Here is a 23245-nt window from a genome sequence, read left to right as displayed (position 1 = left end):
AGTATTAGGCTACGCGTTCTTGCTGAAATCCGCTGCCCAATTCGTGCCGAGCCAATACGTGCCGATTTTCGCGAGCTTCACGCCCTTCGCCGTGGCGACCACCGACTTGCCCCAGTAAACCGGCGAGTAGATGTCCTCATCCAGTGCGGTCGTAGTGCTCTTCAGCACGAGCGCGAGCTTGTCGGACTCCTTGTCCAGCGTGCCGACCTTCTCGGTTTCCGCGGCAACCTCGGCATTGCTCCAGTTCGCCGGGTTTGTGCCGGAACCACCCGCCGCGAGTAGCCATGACGTGATTTCGTTCGGCTGCGGGGTGGTTGGGTTGTAGATCATCCAGCCGACGCCCTGCTTGCCGTTGCCGATTTCGCTCAGCCACTGCTCAAGCGGGATTTCCTTCACGTTGAGCGTAATGCCGAGGCTCTTGAGATTCTGCGCGATGGCGAGCGACGCCTTGCCGACCTGCGCGTAGCCGGTCGGGTAGGTGAGTGTCGCGGTGAAGCCGTTCGGCTTGGAGGACTGCTTGAGTTCGGACTTCGCTTTCTTCAGGTCGTAGCTGATGGCGGGAAGCTTGGCCGTCTGCTTGGCCGCCTTGCTCGCATCGTTGCCGGTCCAACCGGCGAGCTGCTCCGGGGAATCGATGCCCGTGGCGACCTCGCCGTAGCCCTTGAGAATGCCGGAAACAATGGACTTCTTATCCACTGCGTACGAGACGGCCTTACGCACGTGGATGTCGTTGAACGGAGCGACATTCGGGTCGAAAGTCAGACCGTAGTAGGAGCGGTCGGAATACGCGGTGGTCGAGCCGCCGTTCGTCTTCCACTGGGCGACACTCGTCACCGGCACGTTGAACGACACGTCAACCTTGCCGCTGGTGAACGCCAGCTGACGGGTTGAATCCTCGGTCACGAAATCGATGCGGACCGTCTGCGGACCATTGTTCTTGCCCCAATAATCCTTGAACCTCGTGAGCGTCACATGGCTGGACGGGTCGAATTCGGTGACCTTGTACGGGCCGGTGCCGACGATGAGCTTCTTGGATGAGCCGTAATTCGAGCCCGCCGAATCAAAGAACTTCTTCGACGTGACGAACAGGCCGGCCACATTGGATACCTGGATTGGGAAATCGCTGTGCGGGCTGGACAGGGTGATGGTGATCTGGTTGTCGCCGGTCTTCTCGGCGGACTGCACATAATCAGGCCAATACACCGACAGGCCCGGTGATTTCTTCGAATCGCGGGCCACGTTGATCGCGTACACGATGTCGTCGGCGGTCAGCGTGCTGCCGTCGTGCAGCTTCACGTTCTTGCGCAGCGTGAACACCCACGACTTGTTGTCGCTGGACTTCCAGGACGTGGCGAGCGCCGGGATGACCTTGCCCGTGCCATCGACGCCGGTGAGACCCTCCTGATAGAGCGCCGCCAGCTGGTAGTTCGCGCTGCCGGCCTCCTGATTGACGCTCAGGGTGCTGACCGCCGATGAGATGGCGACCGTCAGCGTGTTGGGGTCGCCCGACGATTTGGCCGTGTTGGAGCCGCAACCGGCGAGCGTGAGGGTGAGGGCGGCGATGGCCGCGATGAATATTGCGAATGTCGACCGATTGATGCGGCCGGAGCGGTGTGTGTGACCCATAATCGTACCTGTTCTCCCGTGTCTTGTGCCTGTTCGCTCGAAGCGCTGTTCTGCATGCAGGATGTGTTGCGCTTTCCAAAGTATTCCTGTCTCGCATAACGAGGAAATTACCGGCACGCGCGATGTGCGGCGGTATGGCGGCGGTCTCGCGCTTGCTATAAGTAATTCGTATCGCTGGGGACGGTCGATTTAGCATACCAGACGACACGCCGGTGCGGGGGCTTCTGTCGGCGGCGGAAGGCGGGGTGTGTCGTGGGGAACTCCGGAGTGATGCGCGGGTCGTGTGTGTTCCTGCATGCGTAAGTCGACGGATATCGGCTGATGTCTCGGTTCGGGCGGTGGGTTTGTCGTTGTGAGTGTGCGTGGACATACGCGAGGTGACAGATGCCGGGAGATGCCTCAGCCCGGACGGTGGGTCCGTCATCGCGCGTATGTGTGGGCATACGTAAGTTGATGGATGCAGGTCGATGCTGCGGGGATGCCCGGCAATTGACTGGTTACGTATATCACGGGATGCGCAAGGTGTCAGATGTCAGCTGATACTCCAGCTCGATTGGCAGGTCCGCCGTCCCGCGTATGGCCAGACATACGTGATTGGGCGGATGCTGGGCGGCTAGGGTCGTCGCTGTTGTGCCAGCCACTTTTGAGAGGCTCGAGCCGTGACTTTGTGAGGATTGGCTCGCACGATGCCGGTTGGCGTGCTCCGATTCCTTCCAGCGAGTGGCGTTGGGCGTCATTGTGTGAGGATTGGCTCACACAATGACTGTCTGGCTGGCCGCGGTCTGCTGTGTTACTGCGTCAGAGGGTGATTGTGTGAGTTCTGGCTCACACAATGATCGGTTCCATGGTCTCGAGCTGGTGCCTGGCAGGTTGCGGGCGTCGTCGTGTGAGGATTCGTTCACACAATGGGGGCCGGTCGGCTGAAATCCGCCGTATTGCTCTGCCTGCAGGTGGCAATACGAGTCCCGGCTCACACAACGGCCGGCCCGCGCCGAGTAATCACCCAGCGCGGGCCGGCCGAAGTGGCAACAGCGGGCATGATCAGTGATGTTCCGGATTGAAAAGATGCGTTTCATGCGGCGTCGTCCGCGCAATGACGCGACCGTGTCGGATGCTGTAGAGCACCTCGACGTTCTCGTTGAGCGCATGATAGAAATCCGGGGCATTCAGCACGATGCAGTTCGCCGGCTTCCCGACGGCGATGCCGTAATCAGCGGGTGTCAGATGCAGCGTGCTGGCGCCGTTGTACGTCACATATCGGTACGAATCCATGATCTGTCCGTACCCCATGAGCTGCGCCGCATACAACCCCATGCGAACCACGTCGAACATGTTGCCGGCTCCCAGCGGACTCCACGGATCTTGGATATCGTCTTCGCCGAATGCGACGTTGATTCCCGCTTCGGAAAGCTCTTTTACGCGAGTCAAGCCGCGACGTTTCGGATACGTATCGAAGCGCCCGCCCAGATGTATGTTGACCAGCGGGTTGGAAACGAAGTTGATGCGTGACATTCCCAGCAAACGGAACAGCTTGTAGGTGTACGCGTCATTGTACGATCCCATCGCCGTGGTGTGGCTTGCGGTCACCCGGTCGCCCATGCCGCTCTCGTAGGCGAGCGTGGCGAGCGTTTCGAGGTTGCGCGATGCCGGGTCGTCAATTTCATCGCAATGCACATCGACCAAACGGTCGTTACGTTCGGCGAGATCCATCAGGAATCGTAGCGATTGCGCGCCATAATCGGCCGTGAACTCGAAGTGTGGAATGCCGCCTACGACGTCGGCTCCTTCTTCGACGGCTTCGCGCATGAGGTCTTTGCCGTGCGGGAACGAGAGAATTCCCTCTTGCGGGAATGCGACGATCTGCAGTGTCACATACGGTTCGATTTCGTCGCGAAGCTCAAGCAGTGCGTGCAACGCGGTGAGACTCGGGTCGGTCACATCCACATGGGTGCGGACGTACTGGATTCCACGTTTCGCCATCATCAGCAGTGTCCGTCTCGCGCGGTCTTTGACATCCTCGACGGTCAAGGTCTTCTTGCGTTCCGACCAGATGCGAATACCGTCGAAAAGCGTTCCGGTCTCATTCCATTCCGGGTCGCCCGCGGTGAGTGCCGCATCGAGGTGCACGTGAGGGTCTACGAATGGTGGAATCAGCAGCCCGCCTCGGGCATCAATCACCTCGTCATCCCCGGTTGGTTGCAGCGATGCTCCGATGGCGGTGATGACTCCGTCCGTGATCTTGACGTCTGACGTTTCGGGAGAGTTTTCGACATGCACGTTATGGATAATCATGATGCTTCTTTCAACAAATCATGCGATGACAAAATTAGGGATGACAATGAGGGATGACAGCATGGGACGACAATGAGGCGGCGCGCCCCGGCTGACTGGCCGAAGGCGCGCCGCCTGGAGTGGTCAGGCGAGGGACGCGTTGCGTTCCCGCAGATTGGTGGCGCGGGCGAGCAGATAGTACGCGCCACCCGAGGTGACGATTCCCGCGAGCCATGACAGGTCGATGCCTCCGATAGCGGTGGAAATCGGACCCTGGAAGATGGGAAGTCCGCCATAGCTGAACATCCAGGTCATCAGCAGGCCGAGAACGAACGCGACCATGGCCTGCCAGCGGACCACGGGGATGCCGTCGCTGCCGGGTTCGTCGAGAACCGAGGAGAAGTCGTCACGATGGCGTTCGATGACATAGAAGTGAACGAACATGATGCCGCCCCAGACCGATGTCCATCCGGCGACGCTGGACAGCCAGCTGTCAAGGGTGTTGCCCATGTCGGACAGGCTGAGGAACAGGCACACGCCAAGCCACGCGAAGAATCCGACCGCGATATTGATGGCACGACGGTTGATCTTGAGATCCAGGCATTGCACCGACAGCGTGAAGCTGTAGATGTTCAGGATATTCGTCGCGATCGGGCCATGCACGACCAGCAGCAGTACGGGAATGGCAAGCGCGCCGAAGTTGTCGACAATAAGCTGGCCGGGGTCAATGCTGCCGGATTTCGTGGCGAGCGTCGCGCCAAGCAGGCCAAGCCACACCACGGGGATGAGCTGTCCGAGTGCGCTCGCGCCGAACAGTTTGCGGCGGGGAACGGAACGGCTGACAAAACGTGAATAATCGCAGGCGTAGGTAAGCCAGGTGAAGCCCCAGCCAATGCCGATGGCGGTCATGATGGAAGAGATGGCGGCGATCTTGTCGGTACCGGTGCCGGTGAGGTTGCCCGCATAATTCCAATCGATGCCCATGAAGCCCCATGCGGCGATGGTCATGGCCAGAAGAATGGCGACGGTGGGCGGCACAGTCCACTTTTCGAACGTCGATATCGCCTTATATCCGAAGAGAGACACGATGACCTGAATGATCATGACCACGGCGCCGATGCAAGCCTTGAGCACGAAATGGCCTTCGATGGAGTCAACCAGGCCGATTTTCATGAGCAGTGCGGTGATCAAGTCCAGCACCACCCAAGTGTTGATGGCACACCAGCCGATGACTACGATCGCCTGGATAGCCGTCGGAATGTAGTTGCCGTACCGGCCGAAAACGCGCCGACCGAGCAGCATGCCGGTCAGGCCTGTGCGCTGCCCGAGCAGCACCATGCAGCCGAAAACGGACATGCCAATGGCGTTGCCGGCAAGGATGACGGCGAAAGTCTCCCATAGGCCCAGACCCATCTGGACGCCGAGAGCGCCAAGCAGCCAGTTGATGGGGGCAACGTTCGCGCCGAACCATACCCAGAACTGGCCCCACAGGCTTTTGGTCTTTGCCTGTTCGGGTACTACTGAGAGGAAGTCTTCGTAATTTTCATTGCTGCTTGCCGTGGCATGTTCAGCCGTGGGTGTTTGTGATGGCATTTCGTTGGTTGAAGCCAATGTAATCCTCTGCGTCATCGGGCACCGCCTTTCTATCATTTGCCGCTGCCGGAGTTGTTCCGGCGTCTTGGAGGAACCGTCGGTCATGGATCACTGAATTCATGACATGCGTGACAATGAGTGGTTGCCTCGTACTATCGCCGGAGTGATTTGCGCGATGGTGAACCGGTGATTACGGTGTCGGAGCGACAAATGGACAATTTGTCTAGTTGTTGAGCGTGGGTGAAGCGTGCTGATTGATTCGGACCGGTGATTTGCCGGGCGCCTTGACTGATGTGTGTGCGTTGGTTGTTAGGCCAGTGACTATTGCTAGGCCCGTGGCTATCGTGGGCTTCCGGGCGATTGGCTGGTGCAGCGATTGTGCGTTGCCGTGCTCATGCCCGTTGTCTCGGCTCGCCATTACGCGGAGCGCGCCGGTTGTTGCCCGCCGTCCGCCGGCTCCGCGGCTTGAAATTCCGTGGCTTGGAGTTCCGCGACTTTGAGTCTCGCGGCGCACAGCAACAGCGGCCAAGCCATGCTGTCCTCTCTGCTGATGCCGGTCAATTCGGTGATTTGTGCCAGCCGGTTGTACAGCGTCTGACGATGAATCCCCAGCAGTTCGCACGCCTTGGAAATATTGCCGCCTGTGTCAAAACAGGCTCCCAAAGTGCGCATCAGCGATTCCTGATTCGGCAGCGCATCCCCCAGCATCAGCGACTGCAACGCGCCGACGGCGTCCTGCGTACGTTCGACGCCGAGCAGTCGTTGCGGCGCGGCGGCCAGCAGATTCGTCACCGTACCGGTGCTGGGCAGGCCTGCGGCATCGTGCGCGGCGAACTGAAGCAGACCGCATTCATCAAGCAGCATGCCGACGCTCGGCACCGCCCTGCCATATATGCACCATGTTCCGGGCAGTGCGGCCACATCTGCGAGCCGCCGTTTGAGTCGCATCACCGCGTCGCCGCGATTGCCGGCCTTGCCAGTACTGCCGCCTTGGGCAGGGCCCGGATTTGCATCTGAGGCCGGGCCCGGATTCGTGCCCGTATCCAAGCCCGAGCCGAATTCCGCGCCCGAACCAGGCCCCTTGTCGTCGCCGCCGTCAGCCGCCGCATACAGCCCGAACAGCATGTTCCCCTCCAGCACATCCGCGATGGTGTCCTCGTCTGAAGCATCCTCCTCTTCGTCGCCGGACAGGCACCGGGAGACGGCGTCGATTGACGACGAAACCGAATCCATGCCGATAGCAAACGGAATCAGGTGTTTCACGTCGTTCAGGCCAATCGCCTGCAACATGGTGGCTGCATCGTTGATCTCCTGTTCTCCCGCCCGATAGCCGTTCGCCGGCCCCTGCAGCACGTGGGCGAGCATCGCGTTGCGGGGCTGCGTCTGCACGAACGCGGGGAGCACCTGCCTGATCACTTCATCGGCCCGGTCTGCGATCCCTCCGTCTGCGAGACGATTGCGCTGGGTGATTTCGATGCTTGCGAGCGGGCCGCCGTTCTTTCGCACGTCCAGCACCAGCGTCCGTTCCGCGGGATAATCGGCGTCCGCCGGTCGAATCGACGGTCCGCAATGCGCGATCACCAGACCGTCGGAATCAAAAATCGCCACGGATTCGCCGAAAATCTCGTTGAGGATCTTCGCGACATCCTGCGCGGAGCGGGCCGTGGCGAGCCGGGTGCGCATCGTCGTGGCGAGTGTGTCGGTGCGCACCTGCACCAGCAGCTGATCCTTGACGATTGAGGTGTTGATGGACTGACACAAGTCGACGAACGGCATGCGCCGATGCATACCGATGACGGGCAGGCCACGCTCGTCCGCGCGAGCAATCATCGCCTTGGGCACGGTGCGCACGCCCTCCACGAGTTCGATGGCAAGACCTGCTACGCCGGCGTCCACCAACGTGTCCACATATCGGATGATCTCGTCGTCGCCCATATGGCCGAGCAGCGCACTGCCCTCGATGATCACCAGTTCGCCGCCGGACAGGAACGAAGCGATATCGTACCGCTCATTCGTGTACGCCCAACGGACCGTGCGGTCCATGCCTGCTTCTCCCGCCTCGATTGTCGGATCGATACGAGCGAACATCGGGTCCGTCATCACGTCATGCATCGTCAGCGTCATACAAACTGTCCATTTCTCGGATTCGCGACGTCACCTCCACGTTACGGCAACGCGCATCATCGCGCCCACAATAGGCGACATACATCACGAACCCGATTCGTCGTACCGGCCGGCGCAAACCGGCAGACGACGGCACGGCAGCAGGAAGGAGCACACCATGACCACCAGAACCCTGTTCACCAACGCCCACATCGCCACCGGACAGCCCGGCAGCACCGCCGCCCAGACCGCCCCGCTCCAGGACATCCTCGTCGAAGACGGCCATTTCGCCGCCATCGGCGAAGGCCTCGCCGCAAGCCTTCCCGCGCAAGGCTACGACATGACCGGCGTGAAAACCGTGGATCTCGGCGGCAAGCTCGTCACCCCGCCGTTCTGCGACACTCACCTGCACCTCGACTACGTGTTCACCGCACGCAAGCCCGGCGCCGTCAACGAAAGCGGCACCCTGTTCGAAGGCATCCAACGCTGGAGCGACACGAAATCCGACCTCACCGTCGACGAGATCAAGGCACGCGCCCGCAAGGCCATTGGCATGGAGCTGCGTCACGGCGTCCAGTACATCCGCTCCCACGCGGACGTCACCGACCCGAACCTCACCTCGCTCAAAGCGCTCCTTGAACTCAAGGAAGAGCTCAAAGACACGGTGACCATCCAGATCGTCTCCTTCCCGCAGGAAGGCATGTACTCCTACGAGGGGCCGAACGGCGAAAGTGGCGCGGACCTTGTGGAAGAAGGCCTGCGCATGGGCGCCGACTGCGTGGGCGGCATCCCGCATTTCGAACAGTGCCGCGAATTCGGCGAGCGCTCCATGCACACGGTGGTCGAGCTGGCCTCCAAGTATGACAAGCTCATCGACGTGCACTGCGACGAAACCGACGACCCGAACTCACGCTACGTGGAACTACTCAGCGCGCTCGCCTACCGTGCGGGCATCGGCCCCCGCACCACCGCGAGTCACACGTGCTCCCTGGGATCGGCCGACAACGCGTACTTCTTCCACCTGACCAAGCTGCTCAAGGCTGCGCACATCAACTTCGCGTGCGCCCCGACCGAAAACCTCTACCTGCAGGGCCGGCAGGACACCTTCCCCAAGCGCCGCGGCATCACGCGTGTCAAGGAACTCACCGACGCCGGCGTCAACGTGTCGCTCGGGCAGGATTCTATGCAAGACCCGTGGTATCCGCTCGGCAACGGCAACATGATGATTATTCTCGACCATGTGCTGCACGTGGCCCAGATGATGAGCTTCCCCGAAATCGATGACGCGATGAAGTTCCTCACCGTCAACGGCGCGTCCACGCTCGGCATGCTCGATTCGTACGGTGTGGAAGTCGGCAAGCCCGCGAACTTCGTGGTGCTGGATGCGGACAGTGTGTTCAATGCCGTGTACGAGCGGTGCGACGTGCTACGGTCCGTGCGTGACGGGCGGACGCTGTTCACCGCGACGACGAGCGTGGATTCCGCGACCGAACTGCTGTGAGCGCGGGTGCTGTGAGCGCGAGTGTTGTGTGAGTGCTGTGACCGGTCGCGGGTGGCTGCGGGTGAGGCGGATTATCCCTTGTTTGTGAGGATTCGCTCGCACGGTGGCCATCTGACCGGCCGGAATCCGTCGATTTGCTGTCGTGAGGGAATGACTTTGTGAGGATTGGCTCACACAATCGGTGCCGCTACGACTGGATTGGGCCGGTGTGATGACCTTGGGCGTGTCCGTGTGAGGAGTCGCTCACACATAACTGTCATACTGCTCACGCGGCGGACGGCGACATCGATTGTGCGTATGCCAAGACATACGTAGACCGCCAAACGCACGACAGCACAGTGGCTAAGCGCCGCGATACCGCCTGTCGTGTATGTCCTGACATGCGTAAGTCATCCGATGTCCCTGATTCGGCGGGTCGGGTGTGGGACACGTTCGGTTGCGTATGTTCCGGTATGCGTAAGTCGTCAGATCTCCACCGGCATCGAGGTCTGTCCGGTGGGTCTGTCGGTTTGCGTGTGCCCCGGCATACGTAAATGGCGGATCGCAGGCTGTTGAAGTCAAGCACTGCCACCTGGCTTGTCGGCTGTCGCAGTGGTGACTGCTGCGGTGACAGCCATCGTAGCTGTGACTATCACGGTTGCGACCGTTGTGGTGTCGGCATCCAGACATAATTAATCATCGCTCAGTCAGTTTCGCCAATACCCCCAGTTCTCTGGCCGCCTGATGTCTAGCGCTCGCCGCCGTGCCCATCAGCGCTCTGCTCCGCCTTGCCGATGGTGTCGCACAGTAACCGAATCCCCGGCGCGATCTGCCGGGAATCAGGCCGTACAAAATTCAGTCGGATATGACTGCTGTCATCCTCATCGACCGCGAACATGTCACCGGGCATGAACGTCACTCCCGCGTGCCGCGCGTCATCCAGCAACCGTGCGGCACGTAAGCCATCCGGCAACCGTGCCCACAGGTAGTAACCGCCCAGCGGCGTGTTCCAGCGCATCCCGTCAGGCGCGTACCGGCGCAAGGCATCGAGCATCAGGTCGCGCCGATGCCCGTAGATTTCGCACAATCGCCCGATATGCCGCCCGATACGCCCACTGCTGAGCAGCTCCATGCAAATCAGCTGCGATGACGAGCTCGTGTGCTGGTCGATCATCCGCCGCAGTGCTGCAATCCGCGCGATGACATGGCTGTCAGCCACCAGCCAGCCGGTTCGCAGCCCCGGTGTAACTGTCTTTGAAAACGTTGACAGGTAAATCACGTATCCCGCGTTTTCCATGCCTTTGAGCGGTGTCAGCTCGCGGGGACGCTGGGAGGGCGCGCCACTTGCGTTGCCTGCGCCGCTTGCGATGCCGGCGTTCCCGACATTGCCGACATGGCTGATACCGGCATTGCTGATACTGCCGATCCCGCCGATTCCGCCGTGGCCTCCCGCATCCATTGCCCCGTCGGTGCGCCCGCTGTAGCACAGTTCGCCATACGGGTCATCCTCGATGACCAGGCATTGGTAGCGCATCGCGGTTTCGACGATTTCGCGCCGTCGACGCAACGGCATGGTCGCGCCGCTCGGGTTCTGGAAGGTCGGAATGGTGAAGATCAGTTTCGGATGGAATCGTTTGCAATACCCGTCGAGCAGGTCGGTGCGCATGCCGTGTTCGTCGATCGGCACACCGATCACCCGCGCGTCCGCGGATCGGAAAGCTTGCAACGCGGGGAAAAACGTGGATTGTTCGACCAGTACGCAGTCGCCGGGGTTCACGAATGCGCGCACACACAAATCCAGCCCCTGCTCGGCGCCGGACAGCACCATCACGTTGTCGGCGTCGCAACGCACGCCGCGTTGCGTCATGTGGTCGGCGAGCAGTTCGCGCAGCTGGGGGAACCCTTCGATGGGGGATTCCTGCGTGCTGTGGAAATCCGCTGATTCGAACGCGCGGATGCTGACGCTGCGTAGCAGATTATCGGGGATGTCCGCCGGATTCTGCGAGCCGGTCGCGAAATCGATGGCGTCGGGCGCTTGCTGTGCCTGGTCGGCGGCGGCGATGTCATGATAGGTGAAGCGGTTCGAATAATCGCTGAACAGAATCTGCCACGGCGGCGCGCCACCTTGCCGGTCATCGCTCGCGCACACGAAAGTGCCGCGCCCCACGTGCGAGGCGATCAGGCCTTCTGATTTCAGTTGTTGGTAGGCTTGCAGGACGGTCGCGCGGTTGACGCCGAGCCGTTCAGCGAGCTCGCGTTCGGGTGGGAGCTTGTAGTTCGCGGCGAGCGCGCCGGAGACAATGTCCTCACGCAGGGCGTTGACCAACTGCCGGTACAGTGGGACGCTGCTGTGGCGCTTCAGTGTGATTGGCATCGGCGGCGACCCTCCTTCCGGTTGTCGGGTTCTGGCTGTTGGTTGTTGGCTTTCAGTTTCCGGCGTGATGTCTTGCGCGACATTTTAGCTGGGACTGGCGGTGCGTGGTGCTGGGTGAACGGCAGGCGGACGGTCGAGGGACGGCAGCCACCCGTGCATCAGGCATCGCCGGAAATCCCAGCATTCCTTCCACAGCGCGTCGGGCGCGGTGTGCGGCGACGGCTCCAGTTTCCACGACCAGTACATCCACCCTGCGGCCTGCCCGAAACAGTCGAGCTGCATGCGCGTGACATGCGCGAACCGGCGGCGTTGCGCGTCATCGAACTGGTCAAGGTCCATTTCGCCGGGGTCAAGGTTCTTCGCCCACTCGTTCTCCACGCACCATTCGCCGACCAGCACCGGCACCACGCGCTGCATGCTGCGGATTCGCCGCCGCTGCCAGTGCAGGAACAGTCGGTACGCCCACGGACTGTGCACCCGGGCAATCCGCTCTGCCGCCGACAAGTACACGTGCGCGTCCACATACACGTTCGTCATCTGGTTACGTTTGAAGAAATCTCGCCACAGACCGAACCGGAACCCGTCGTGGAACACGATCGCCTTATCGTCCGGCAGATAGCGCCGCAATCGCTTGTAAGTCGCGCGGTAATACTGCCGCAGGAAACTCATCGGTACGTAGCTGGAGTACCGTTTGTCTTTCGGATTGCGCGCCACCAGTTTCTTGCGGTTGGAGAAGAACACCGGCCAGCTGACCGGCTCGTTGATGACTTCGATGCCGAATAGGGCGGGATCATGCCCGTAACGGTGGGCGAGCCCTTCCAGCACGGTGATGGCTTTTTCCACGTTCTGCGGTTTCTTATGCCAGGTGACCGCGCCTATCAGCCCGGAACTGTCGAAGCCGTTCTGCCCGCCCGGCGCGGTATGCAGGTCGAGCAGCACGCGCAGATGATACGTACGCGCCCACGCCATCGCCTTGTCCACGTAGCGCCACGCACCGCCCAGCGGCGGCTCGGATTCGAACACGGTGTACGGCACCGGTAGACGCACCAGGTTCATGCCGCAGGCGGCGATTTCGCGGAAATCCCGTTCGGTGATGTACGTGTCGCGATGATGCCGGATGCGTTGTGCGAGTTGGTCTTTCGGGGCGACCGTCGCGAGTGTGTCCTCGTCTTCGGCCCGGTAACCTTCGAACAATGCCGGCTCCATCCACTTTTCCAGGACCAGCCAGTTGCCGAGATTCACGCCGCGAATCGGGGCGAGGCCGCCAGGCTCGGCACCTGTGTCCGCAGTAGCGGTGCGCCAAGGCAGAGGTAACCGTTGCAGAGATAATCGCTTCATCGCAGGCTCCTGTCTTTTTCCTCACTGTAATACACAAGTTGTCGCGAAAACGCGCGATAATAGGCGATATCAGCGATTGACGAAACTCAACAACCGGCGAATCGGCCAAGGACGGGCAAGATGGCGGAACAGCAGACAGAACAACGCATCGAATCGAATACCGAACCGCAGACCGGCAGCGACAGCCAGATATCAGCCTCAACCGGAACTATCGCCCCAGCCGCCCCAACCGTCAGCATCATCGTGCCGGTCTACAACGCCGCCGGCGCGCTGCGACGCTGCATCGACAGCATCCTTGGGCAGGAATACCGCGATTTCGAGCTCATTGCGCTTGACGACGGCAGTCATGATGATTCGCCCGCGATCCTCGACGAATACGCCGCCAAAGATCCGCGCGTCCGTGTCATCCACAAGCCCAACAGCGGCGTGTCCGACACACGCAACCAGGGCATGGCGCTCGCCCGCGGCACCTACATCCAGTTCCTTGACGCCGACGACTGGATCACCGAAGACGCCACCAAACTGCTGGTGCGCGCCGCGGAGCACAGCGGGACCGACATGGTTATCGCCGATTTCTACCGTGTGGTCGGCGAGGGCACGTCCCGCAAGGGCGGACTGACGGGTATCGACCGCGTGATTTCGCGCGAGGAGTATGCGGACGAACTGCTCAAGGACCCCGCGGATTTCTACTTCGGGGTGCTGTGGAACAAACTGTACCGGCGTGACATCATCCGCGACCATCAGGTGAGTATGGATACGAGCGTCAACTGGTGCGAGGATTTCATTTTCAACCTCGACTACATGGTGCATGCGGCGAGCGTGTACCCGGTTCATGTGCCGATGTACTACTACGTGAAAACCGAGGGGTCGCTCGTCAACCATGCGATGAAACTGTCGGAAACCGTGCGGATCAAGCGCTATGTGTTCGACTATTACACCGAGTTCTTCCGTCAGGTGTACGACGAGGATACGTTCGCGCGCAAGCGGGCCAGCATCTACCGGTATCTGATCGCGTGGGCGTCGGACGGTTCGGCGAATCCCGCTCTGCCCAGCACCAAGCGGCTTGGCGAGGAGCGACTTCCCCTGATTGTGCCCGACGGCATGCGTGACAATCCTTTCATCACGGCACATCTGGCATCTCGAATACTGGACCGATATTTGGAACGTATCGCTACGCAGTTCGGTATGGATCTTGGCGAAGTGCGGGTCATCGTGTTCCTGCATTATGGTGGTGATACCGCTGATTTCAAGGCCTTGCAGGATTATCTCGACGCCGGGCGCGTGTCGGCGACCCGGTTGACGGAAACTCTGGCGCTCAAGGGATACGTGGATTCCAGCCTCACGCGCAAAGGTGCGAAGCTCGAACTGACAGCGAAAGCCGAGCCTGTCGAGAGGATGATTGATCAGGCGGCCGCGGACTTCGAACGGCTCGCCATGGGCGGGCTGCAGACCGGCGAGACACTGATTGCGGAAATCCGAGACGCTGCAGCGCGTGGCGAGGCCGAAACCCGGGAGGCGGTGGATACCGCGCGACGGGCGGCTGATGTCGGTGCCGGGGCCGTCGCCGCCGGAGCGTGATGGCCGGGTTACCGGCGTATCTCCGGGTTCCTGTGTGCCGGGGCGTGCAGTGTGTTGCTGGTGTGGGCGCTTTTCCCGCGGGTTGTGGGTGATGTGACGGCATGCTGCGGTTTCTGGGTATCGTGGTATGCGGCGATGCGAAGTTGTGGCTGTGTCTCGCGGTTCGTGTGCGCTGGCTGCTGCGGGGATTCGGGATTGCGCTTCTTGACGCTTCGGATTGTTAGAGGTGTGTTGCCATCCTGCGGTTCCTGTGTGGTGCGGCGCGGTGTGGCGTACGGTGATGCGCCATTACGGCGATATCTCGGGTTTTGTGCGTGCTCCGGTGTCCGGCGTGCCTTGGTTGGTGGGGTATGTGCGGCATGTTGTGGAAGGTGCGTTGGTATCCGTGCGGTCCGTGTCGTGCCTGTTCGCGGCGGGTGCGGGTTGCGGCCGTATCTCGGGGTTCCTGTGCGGTGTGGCGTACGGTGATGCGCCATTACGGCGATATCTCGGGCTTCGTCGGCGTGCCGGCATCTTTTGACCACATTCCCCGGTTCCGCTGGACGCGGCGGTCTTCTGCCCGATACCGTCGAATCATGAATACCGAAGAACCCGCCTATGCCCCGCTGACCGGACAATCGCTTGCCCAACGGCGGCAGCGAACGCTGACACAGTGCCTCGTCGCCCAATACCCCGGCGCGGTGTCGCACATCACTGCGCTGGACCTGTGGATGGTCGAGCGCCCTGACATGCCGCAACCCGACGACATCATTCACACTACTGTCCACGATGAAACACTTCGGCAGCGCAATCTTCCCGGCGTGCAGGTTCACGTGTGGCAGGGCATGAATCAGCGTCATATCACAGCGACGCCGGAAGGTGTCAGGCTGCTTTCCGTCGAGGCCGCGTGGGCGTCGATGGCGGTGCACCTGCGCATCGACCAGCTGGTCGAGCTCGCGGAATCATGCATCCGGCATCAGGCGACGACTCTCGCACAGTTGCGTGATTTTGTTGCCGTAGAACGGTTCCGTGGGCGTGAAACGTGCCGCAAATCGCTTGGCTTGGTGGTCGCCGGCAGCGCGTCCCCGAAGGAGACACAGCTCAGACTGTGCCTTTATGCGCATGGCCTTCAGCCGTTCGTCACGAATTACACCGTTCCTGACATTGCCACGGATAATGGCGGTGCGATAACGCTGGATTTGGCGGATCCCGAACTGCGAATCGGCATCGAATATGATGGCGATCATCATCGGACCGATAAGCATCAGTGGCGCCGGGATACGCACAAACGAATGCAATTGAGTGCCTTGGGATGGTCCATCGTATCGGTTACGCAGCTAGATCTGGACGATGAATCGCGTCGAGCGAGACTGGCGATGAATATCGCGATGATTCGGGCGCGGAAAACCGGGAGGTCGGTCCGTCTGACTACACCGTTGACATGGTGTGAACTGGCGGATTGTCGCCGTCCGTGGAGCCGTGGGGCATCGGAGGGATAGCGTGTTGGAGGAGCGGCGCATTGGAAGGATGGTGAGGTTGCGAGATGGGCGAGTAGGGAAAATCGCGGCGCTTTGACTTCGTTCTTTGGCTATCCGACGTGTCCTTTGCGGATGTGAGATTCTGTCTCGACGACGTGGCTGCCTCGGTAATATTCCTGTATGACGATCACGATGTGGCCGTTTCCCCCTTATCTGCGTACTGCGCACGGGTGTGCCGGCGTGCTTTTTGATTTCGTCCTTATGCGATATGCGACACCGACGGGCGGCGCGGCACCACCGATACGCCGGGATTCATGCGCAAACGATTGATCGCACCACGACGCGCTTTCTCCCGCAAGGGCTCGGCCGTATCATTGGCACCACGGTTTTTCCTATACACCCGTAGATGCGTGCCTATCGCCGTGACGCCGTAGTGATGACCGGTGTGGGGCCGCGTGGTACCGCTGTTTCTGTGTGATGTTGTGTGGGATGCGCGTGTATTTCGGTGGTTCCGCGATTGGTGGTAGGCGGGAATCGGCGGATGGCGTTGCGGTTCGGAGTTCCTGTAACAGCAGGCTTGCGGTAGGCAGGCGGCAGGTGCCCGGAGCCGTGAGACGTCGCGGCATTTGCATGATGGTGCACGGAATGTACGCGTATCTCTGCAAGCCCGTGGGCATCAGTTGGCGGGGACCGGGAGATAGTTTCGTGGTTTTGGACTCCTGTGGTGGCGGGTGATCGGGAATCGCAGGATGCATGTGTTTCTATGTCATGTTGTGTGGGATGCGCGCCCGCGTTCGTGATTCTGCGGTGGGCTGCTGACGGGAATCGTGAGAAGCCGTCGTATCTTGGGGTTCCCGTGGCGGCGGCTGATCAGTGATAACGGGATGCGACCGCATCTGTGCGATGTTGCGCAGGATGCGTGTGCAACTCCGGGATTCCGGGACCGGGGGGTTGACGGTGATCGGGGGATGGCGTTGCATCTTGTGGTTCCCGTAGCGGCGGCTGGTCGGCGATTGCGGGATGGGCGCGCATCTATGCAATATTGCGCAAGATGCGCACCTAAATCCGTGATTCTGCAGGCGCGGCGCAACGGGAACCGGGAGATGGCGTCGCAACTCCCGGTTCCTGCCCCCTTATCGCCCCTGTCGCCCCGCTAGCACTATTTGCTGCGCCCTGCGCCTCCGTAGCGCAGCCCTATAGCGACAGGAACAACTCGTGCACACGCGTGTCGTCGGTGAGTTCCGGGTGGAACGCGGTGGCGAGAATGTTGCCTTGCCGCAGACCGACCACATGCCCGTCCACTTCCGTCTCGACAGTGGCTTTCGGGCCAACATGCGCGACATACGGACCGCGGATGAACACGAGTGGCAGGTCGTGGATGTCCCCGAACGAGCCGACAGTCTGGAAGCTGCCCAGCTGTCGGCCGTACGCGTTGCGATGCACAACCGCATCAAGCTCGCCGAAGTAGACGTTGTCGTCGTTGTCGAGTTTGCTGGCGAGCAGAATCATGCCCGCGCACGTCCCGAGCACCGGCTTGCCTGCGTCGATATGCTGTTTGATCGGTTCAAACAACCCGGTCGAGTGCAGCAGCTTGCCTTGCGTGGTGCTTTCCCCGCCGGGCAGAATCACGCGGCTGATGGAGTCGTCGAAATCCTCGGCCGCCCTGAGTAGACGCCAGGATGCGCCCCGTTTGTCAAGGGTCGCCGCATGTTCAGCGAACGCCCCCTGGACGGCGAGGATACCGGTGACGTCGTGCGTCTGGTCGCCGCCCTGCTCCTTTTCGATGTACTGGACCGCTACAACCATGTCACTCGCCCCTTGCGGCCATGATGGTCTTGATCTCGTCCTCGTTGATGCCGACCATGGCCTCGCCCAGGTTTTCGCTCAGGCGGGCGAGCAGGTCCGCGTCCTGCCAGTTGGCGGTCGCCTGCACGATGGCGGCGGCACGCTTGGCCGGGTCGCCGGACTTGAAGATGCCGGAGCCGACGAACACGCCTTCAGCGCCCAGCTCCATCATGAGTGCCGCGTCGGCCGGGGTCGCCACGCCGCCGGCGGCGAAGTTCACGACGGGCAGACGGCCGTTGTCATGCACGTACTTGGCTAGGTCGTAGGGAACTTCCAGCTTCTTGGCGGCTTCGAAGATCTCGTCGTCGCGCAGTGCCTGCAGCTCGTGGATTTGACGGTTCATCGTGCGCATGTGGCGCACGGCCTGGATGACATCGCCGGTGCCGGGCTCGCCCTTGGTACGGATCATCGCGGCACCTTCGGCGATGCGGCGCAACGCCTCGCCCAGGTTCTTCGCGCCGCACACGAACGGCACTTTGAACTGGGTCTTGTCGATATGGTAGACGTCATCGGCGGGGGAGAGGACCTCGGACTCGTCGATGTAATCGATGTCGATGGCCTGCAAAATGCGCGCCTCGGCGATATGCCCGATGCGCACTTTCGCCATGACCGGAATAGTGACGGCTTCCTGGATACCCTTGATCATGGCCGGGTCGCTCATACGGCTCACACCGCCCGCCGCACGGATGTCCGCGGGAATGCGCTCGAGCGCCATGACCGCGCATGCGCCGGCATCCTGGGCGATTTTCGCCTGTTCCGGGGTGGTGACGTCCATGATGACGCCGCCCTTGAGCATCTGGGCGAGGTTCCTGTTGAGTTCCGCACGGTTTTCTTCGGCCATGTCAATCCTTTCCGGTTCGGACGGGCGGGGCTGCCGAGGGTGTCGCGTGGTTGAACGCTCGCGAGTATTGCGAGTGTTGCGAATCTGCGATTTTCCGCGGTTTTCTCGCCCGTCATGAGTGATTACGCATCATTATGGCGGGCTGATTGTTTGAAATCCATTACGAAATCGATCCAATACGCGATTTTGTGACCCAGCCAATTCGCGATTGGATTGGTTGGGTGTGGGGTGGGAGCGTGGCTGGAATTCGCTGATTTTGCTGGGTGGGGGCGACTTTGTGAGGTTTGGCTCGCATCTCGCCGCCCCGCTTCCCCCGCTTCCGCGCTGTCGTCCATGGGACGTTCGACGACCAGACTGCGAATCGTTCTGCTATACGCGCCAGCGATCGCCGGATGAGAGACGTCCTGCCCTACCTGGGGGCCATCATGCCGCGCTGCGTATGCGCCAGCATGCGTCGCGCCGCAGATACCAAGTGTTCCGCCTTGCCTTGGGGCTGTGATGCCAGACGACGTATGCTGTGGCATGCGCAAACCGCAGACACGGCTCGGTGCTGCCGTTTTCTGGCGAGATCTGATTAGCTGCGCATGTCACGACACACTGGATGCGCATGGAGACCGGAACATCGATTCGGATTCCCATACGCCCCGTCGCCGGTCACGCATGATGGCAGCGAATCGGAAGAATCGTGGTGCTCATGATGCTGCCGAGCCATTGTGGGAGAGGCGTGTCGTGGGGTGATTAATCGTTGGCATAGTAACTCCCGCCTCTCGGGATGTCGTGTTGTCGGCCGGAGAAGGAAGGCTCTGCCGGGAGAATAGAAAAAGAGAAACCCGGCGGGGAGAAGAGAAACCGCCGGGTCAGAGAGAAGAAGAGAAGGGATTGAATTATCGGGTTTGCGCCCGGTCAGCGGCTGTCCGCTGATACCTTGTACTGTAACGGGCTAGTCATTGAACACGCCCGTGTTTCTCTGCGAATTGTCTGAGAGTCGTTCGCTTGCGGGAGAAAATCCGCGTTGGACGATTCCGTATTGGGTCATCCCGCGTCGGACAATCTCTTGTCGGGCAATCGGTAATGTCATCCTTTGGCGTCCGGCGCCGGGCGACTCGCGCCGCGCGGCTTTTACCGTAAAACGACCATGCAGAACGCGGCTCCGCGCGCCCGTATCGGGCAATCTTCGACCGGCAATCCGTGCCGATGGGCGACGATAGGCGATAAACATCCAACACGACACGCCATCCGCGCCTGCCCATAGCGCCGCCCGCAAGCTGATACGATGGCATAAGTCGCGCACATGCGCGGTCAACAATAACTGAACTCCATAACTGAATATGTCTTCTTTACGCCGTGTATCGGAGGCGTTTGTCCCGGGATCCCAAGTCCCGGCACCAACAACGCAGTCGGTGGGTTAACAAGGCGTGATTGCAGAACCGGATGCAATCACTTTGCGTCCGGCCCCGTATACGAGCGTAAGGAGAAACGATGAAACGCATCATCGATCTTTGCAAGCGAGTACCGCTCCTACCCATCACCATCATCAGCGCATTGCCGATTGCGCTGCTGTGGAATTTCCGCCCTTGGGGCCATTCTCTCGGCTCCCTCGACCCGTCACTGGGCCAGTACTTCATCGTCGCGCTGGTCGCGTATACCGTCGTGGACACGATTATCGGCATGGTCGACGATTTGCGGCATGGGCATGTCGGCGTTGATATTCTCGCGGTGATCGCGATTCTGTCCACGATTGCCGTGGGCGAATACTGGGCTGCCTGGACTGTCGTGCTCATGGTCTGGAGCGGCGAAGCGATTGAGGAATACGCGCAATCCAAGGCGGAAAGCAACTTGACTGCGCTAATCAAGGCGGCCCCGCAGACCGCGCATATCGCCACGCTGCCGGGTGTCGTTGCCGCGGCCGGCAAGACGCAGCGCAGTGAGGAAGGCTTCCATAAGACCTCAGACGTGAGCAGTGCCGCAGCCGGCGATTCGGCGTCCGGTAGCGTGGTATCTAGCGCGGCATCCGGTGGCTCCGAGCCCGACACTTCTGCACCCGGCAACGCTGATTCCGCGAAAACCACGGAGAATCCGGCCGATTCCGCGGCATCCAACGACAACATGCATTTCCGCACCATCCCGGTCGAGGAAGTCAAACTGGATGACGTGCTGACCGTGCTCCCCGGCGAAACCGTCCCCGTCGACGGTGTGCTGATGAGCGGTCAGGCGACCCTCGATTTGAGCAATATCAACGGCGAGCCGGTGCCCCGCGAGGTGTTCGCCGGTGCTCGCGTTATGTCCGGCGCGGTCAACGGCTCGACCGCATTCACGATGCGTGCCACCCAGTTGTCGCGTGATTCGCAGTATCAGCGCATCCTTGAGCTCGTCTCGTCCGCGCAGAATTCCCGCGCGACCGTCGTCAAGACCGCGGATATCCTGGCTGTGCCGTTCACGGTGATTTCGCTGGTGATCGCGTGCGTGGCGTGGGGCGTGTCTGGTGTGCCGACACGGTTCGCGCAGGTGCTCGTGCTCGCCACGCCATGCCCGTTGCTGATCGCAGCCCCGGTCGCGTACATGGCGGGTACCGGACGCCTGGCGAAGGCCGGGATCCTGATCAAAGCGCAGGAAATCCTGGAAAATCTTGGCCGCGTCTCGCATATCTTCTTCGATAAGACCGGCACGCTGACGGTCAAGCAGCCGCAGGTTGTACGCGTTGATCTGCTGCCGGATGCGGGTGCTGGCATCCCGATGCGCGTCACCGAATCCGGTACGGTCGCCGCCGGTGCCGAGAACACTGAGGCCGCAGCTGGAACCGGAACCGGGGCCGGAAATGAAGCCGCTGCCGCAGCTGGAACCGAAACCGCCCACGCCCGTATCGACAAGGACCATATCCTCATGCTCGCCGGGGTTGTGGAAACCTACTCCGTGCATATTCTCGCCAAAGGCATCGCGAAGGCGGGCGCCGCCGCGCTCGACCGTCTGCATGACCGTTTCGACAAGGGCAACCGCAATTGCGCGCAGCCTGCGACCGATCCGGGGCATCGTCGCGGTGATTACCCGGTTGTCAAGGACATCCATGAGGATGCCGGCAAGGGTATTTCCGGCAAGGTCAACGGGTTGAACGTGAGCGTCGGTCGTTTCGCGTATGTCACGCAGCCCCAGGTGGATGCCGGGCTGCAGCCGCAATCCGCCACACCGCTCGACTTCTTCCCGGACAGCCGCTTCGGCGGTCTCGCGCCTGACGAAATGGCCACCTATGTGGCAATCAACGGCAGGCTCGCCGCCCGCATTGTGATGAAGGATATTCCGCGACCGAATGCGAAGGAATCGTTGCAACGCCTGCGTGAACTGGGCGTAGAACATTTGACGATGGTGACCGGCGACAAGGAGCCCAGCGCCCGCATTATCGCCGACGAGGTCGGCATCACCGACGTGCATTCCGAGCTGCTGCCGGAAGACAAGGTGAACACGGTGCGTTCCGCCGCCCAGGACAAGGTCGCCGCGCAGCCGTGGTGGGATCGGATCATCCAGAAGCTGGTCGGCGAATCGACCACGCGTCCGGTATCGATGATGGTCGGCGACGGCGTGAACGATGCCCCGGTTCTCGCGGCCGCCGATATCGGCATGGCGATGACCGACGGTACGACGACCGCCGCCTCGGAATCCGCGCAAGTGGTCATCATGAACGATGACATCGCGTGCGTACCGAAGGCGATCGCGATCGCGCGCCGGACCAAGCGCGTCATGCTGCAGGCGGTGGTCGCCGGCCTGTCGCTGGCGATTATCGGCATGGTGTGCGCCGCGTTCAACCTGATTCCCGCGGTTGTCGGCGCGTTCCTGCAGGAGGCGATCGACGTGGTGTCGATCCTGTGGGCGCTGACCGCGCTGCTCGACCGCGAGTAGGGAAGCCGGGCTTCGGGGTTGGTATTTGCCTGCTGTGTGACTCGCTAGTCGCATGGCGGCGGGGTGCGACCCAGGTTCCTTCTTTCTCTGCTTGGTATCTGCCCGTCGTGTGATTGATTGATCGCATGGCGGGCAGTTTTGTGACGGAATCCTGCTCGGGTGCTCTCTATCGGTCCGTTGTGTGATTGATCGGTCGCACAACAGCCGGATATGCCATGAAATTTGGTTGTGGTGGCTGATACTTTGACGTGGTGCGACTACCCAGTCACACCACGGGCGGGTACTCTCGTGGTTTCTGTCGTTCCGCCGGCTTTCAGCATTTTCAGCGTAATGCGCTGGTCATTGATGTGCCGGACATGAATGGCGTTATACCGCACCTTATCGGACGACGGGGTTTGCTGCATAGAACCGCGCGATGGAATCCTTGCCAATTGTCCGATTGCAGGGGTCGGCCGGTGAAAGTCCGGCACGTGCATCCCGCCAAGGAGCTTCAGCGTGTGTGCGTTCGCTAAGCTGATTGCCGGTCTTTGACGCGAGCTGCCCGCACACCACGTCGATAAGCGTTTTTTCCTCGTCCGTCAGGCGTGGTGCGCCATCAGGAAGGAACTGGTCAAGCTCGCCAGCGTGGATGAGGAACAGATGACGGTGAAGATTGAACAGTGTCGGCGACACTGGCCCATTGCGCCATGCCTGGAAGTCTTCGTCAAAAAGCGGGATGCCGCGTTTCGATAATGATTGGGCTTGGGAGTAGAAGCACAGTTTCTCGAGCTTCATGGTGCTCATCGTGCCGTTATTCTGGAGTATGTATGCTGCGACGTCGGTTATCGTTGTCATGCCATCCTCCCCTCTGA

13 protein-coding genes are annotated in these 23245 nt (G+C 61.0%); 4 read left to right on the top strand and 9 right to left on the bottom strand.

Annotated elements, in window-relative coordinates:
• Positions 1 to 9: 9 nt before the first annotated feature.
• The 4 genes from K315_RS0103495 to K315_RS0103480 all read right to left on the bottom strand — a co-directional run bounded on the left by K315_RS0103495 (position 10) and on the right by K315_RS0103480 (position 7614).
• A complete protein-coding gene (locus tag K315_RS0103495) occupies positions 10 to 1626 on the bottom strand; it encodes an ABC transporter substrate-binding protein (RefSeq protein ID WP_029576210.1) in 1617 nt (538 codons plus the stop codon).
• A gap of 1041 nt (positions 1627 to 2667) precedes the next feature.
• Complete coding sequence (gene codA, locus K315_RS0103490; RefSeq protein WP_029576209.1) at positions 2668 to 3918, bottom strand: cytosine deaminase; 1251 nt, start codon at positions 3916 to 3918, stop codon at positions 2668 to 2670.
• A 123-nt stretch (positions 3919 to 4041) separates the two neighbouring features.
• Positions 4042 to 5508: a purine-cytosine permease family protein gene (locus K315_RS0103485; protein WP_211219727.1), complete on the bottom strand. Its 1467-nt coding sequence runs from the start codon at positions 5506 to 5508 to the stop codon at positions 4042 to 4044.
• Positions 5509 to 5907: 399 nt separating this feature from the next.
• On the bottom strand, positions 5908 to 7614 hold the full coding sequence (locus K315_RS0103480; protein WP_029576207.1) for a PucR family transcriptional regulator: 1707 nt from the start codon (positions 7612 to 7614) through the stop codon (positions 5908 to 5910).
• Positions 7615 to 7771: 157 nt separating this feature from the next.
• On the opposite strand from K315_RS0103480, the gene K315_RS0103475 reads away from it, so the two are divergent.
• Positions 7772 to 9094: an amidohydrolase family protein gene (locus tag K315_RS0103475; RefSeq protein ID WP_029576206.1), complete on the top strand. Its 1323-nt coding sequence runs from the start codon at positions 7772 to 7774 to the stop codon at positions 9092 to 9094.
• Between the two features lie 727 nt (positions 9095 to 9821).
• Here the strand turns inward: K315_RS0103475 and K315_RS0103470 are convergent.
• Complete coding sequence (locus K315_RS0103470; RefSeq protein ID WP_029576205.1) at positions 9822 to 11447, bottom strand: aminotransferase-like domain-containing protein; 1626 nt, start codon at positions 11445 to 11447, stop codon at positions 9822 to 9824.
• A gap of 84 nt (positions 11448 to 11531) precedes the next feature.
• Positions 11532 to 12785, bottom strand: a complete 1254-nt coding sequence (locus K315_RS0103465) for a glycoside hydrolase family 5 protein (protein ID WP_029576204.1) — start codon at positions 12783 to 12785, stop codon at positions 11532 to 11534.
• A gap of 120 nt (positions 12786 to 12905) precedes the next feature.
• Between K315_RS0103465 and K315_RS09325 the strand changes: the two genes are divergently transcribed.
• Together K315_RS09325 and K315_RS10670 are read left to right on the top strand one after the other, a co-directional pair.
• The gene (locus tag K315_RS09325; protein WP_029576203.1) at positions 12906 to 14363 is read left to right on the top strand and encodes a glycosyltransferase family 2 protein; all 1458 of its coding nucleotides are present in this window, start codon (positions 12906 to 12908) and stop codon (positions 14361 to 14363) included.
• A gap of 575 nt (positions 14364 to 14938) precedes the next feature.
• Positions 14939 to 15841 (top strand): hypothetical protein, encoded by a 903-nt coding sequence (locus K315_RS10670; protein ID WP_239645892.1) that lies wholly within the window; start codon positions 14939 to 14941, stop codon positions 15839 to 15841.
• Positions 15842 to 17014: 1173 nt separating this feature from the next.
• Here the strand turns inward: K315_RS10670 and pdxT are convergent.
• Positions 17015 to 17626 carry a pyridoxal 5'-phosphate synthase glutaminase subunit PdxT gene (gene pdxT / locus K315_RS0103450; protein WP_029576201.1) on the bottom strand — a complete coding sequence of 204 codons (612 nt, stop codon included), beginning with the start codon at positions 17624 to 17626 and terminating at the stop codon, positions 17015 to 17017.
• A gap of 1 nt (position 17627) precedes the next feature.
• Positions 17628 to 18506 (bottom strand): pyridoxal 5'-phosphate synthase lyase subunit PdxS, encoded by an 879-nt coding sequence (pdxS, locus tag K315_RS0103445; protein ID WP_015449602.1) that lies wholly within the window; start codon positions 18504 to 18506, stop codon positions 17628 to 17630.
• A gap of 1479 nt (positions 18507 to 19985) precedes the next feature.
• On the opposite strand from pdxS, the gene K315_RS0103440 reads away from it, so the two are divergent.
• Complete coding sequence (locus K315_RS0103440; RefSeq protein ID WP_029576200.1) at positions 19986 to 22394, top strand: HAD-IC family P-type ATPase; 2409 nt, start codon at positions 19986 to 19988, stop codon at positions 22392 to 22394.
• 378 nt (positions 22395 to 22772) lie between these two features.
• Here K315_RS0103440 and K315_RS0103435 read toward each other — a convergent pair whose 3' ends face one another.
• Positions 22773 to 23228, bottom strand: coding sequence for a Panacea domain-containing protein (locus K315_RS0103435; RefSeq protein ID WP_029576199.1), 456 nt, complete (start codon positions 23226 to 23228; stop codon positions 22773 to 22775).
• Positions 23229 to 23245 lie beyond the last annotated feature (17 nt).

Source organism: Bifidobacterium thermacidophilum subsp. thermacidophilum DSM 15837 (assembly GCF_000426425.1).
In the GTDB taxonomy this organism is placed as follows: domain Bacteria; phylum Actinomycetota; class Actinomycetes; order Actinomycetales; family Bifidobacteriaceae; genus Bifidobacterium; species Bifidobacterium thermacidophilum.
The sequence above is the reverse complement of the archived record's forward strand: the minus strand, read 5'-3'. Positions and strand labels throughout refer to the sequence as shown.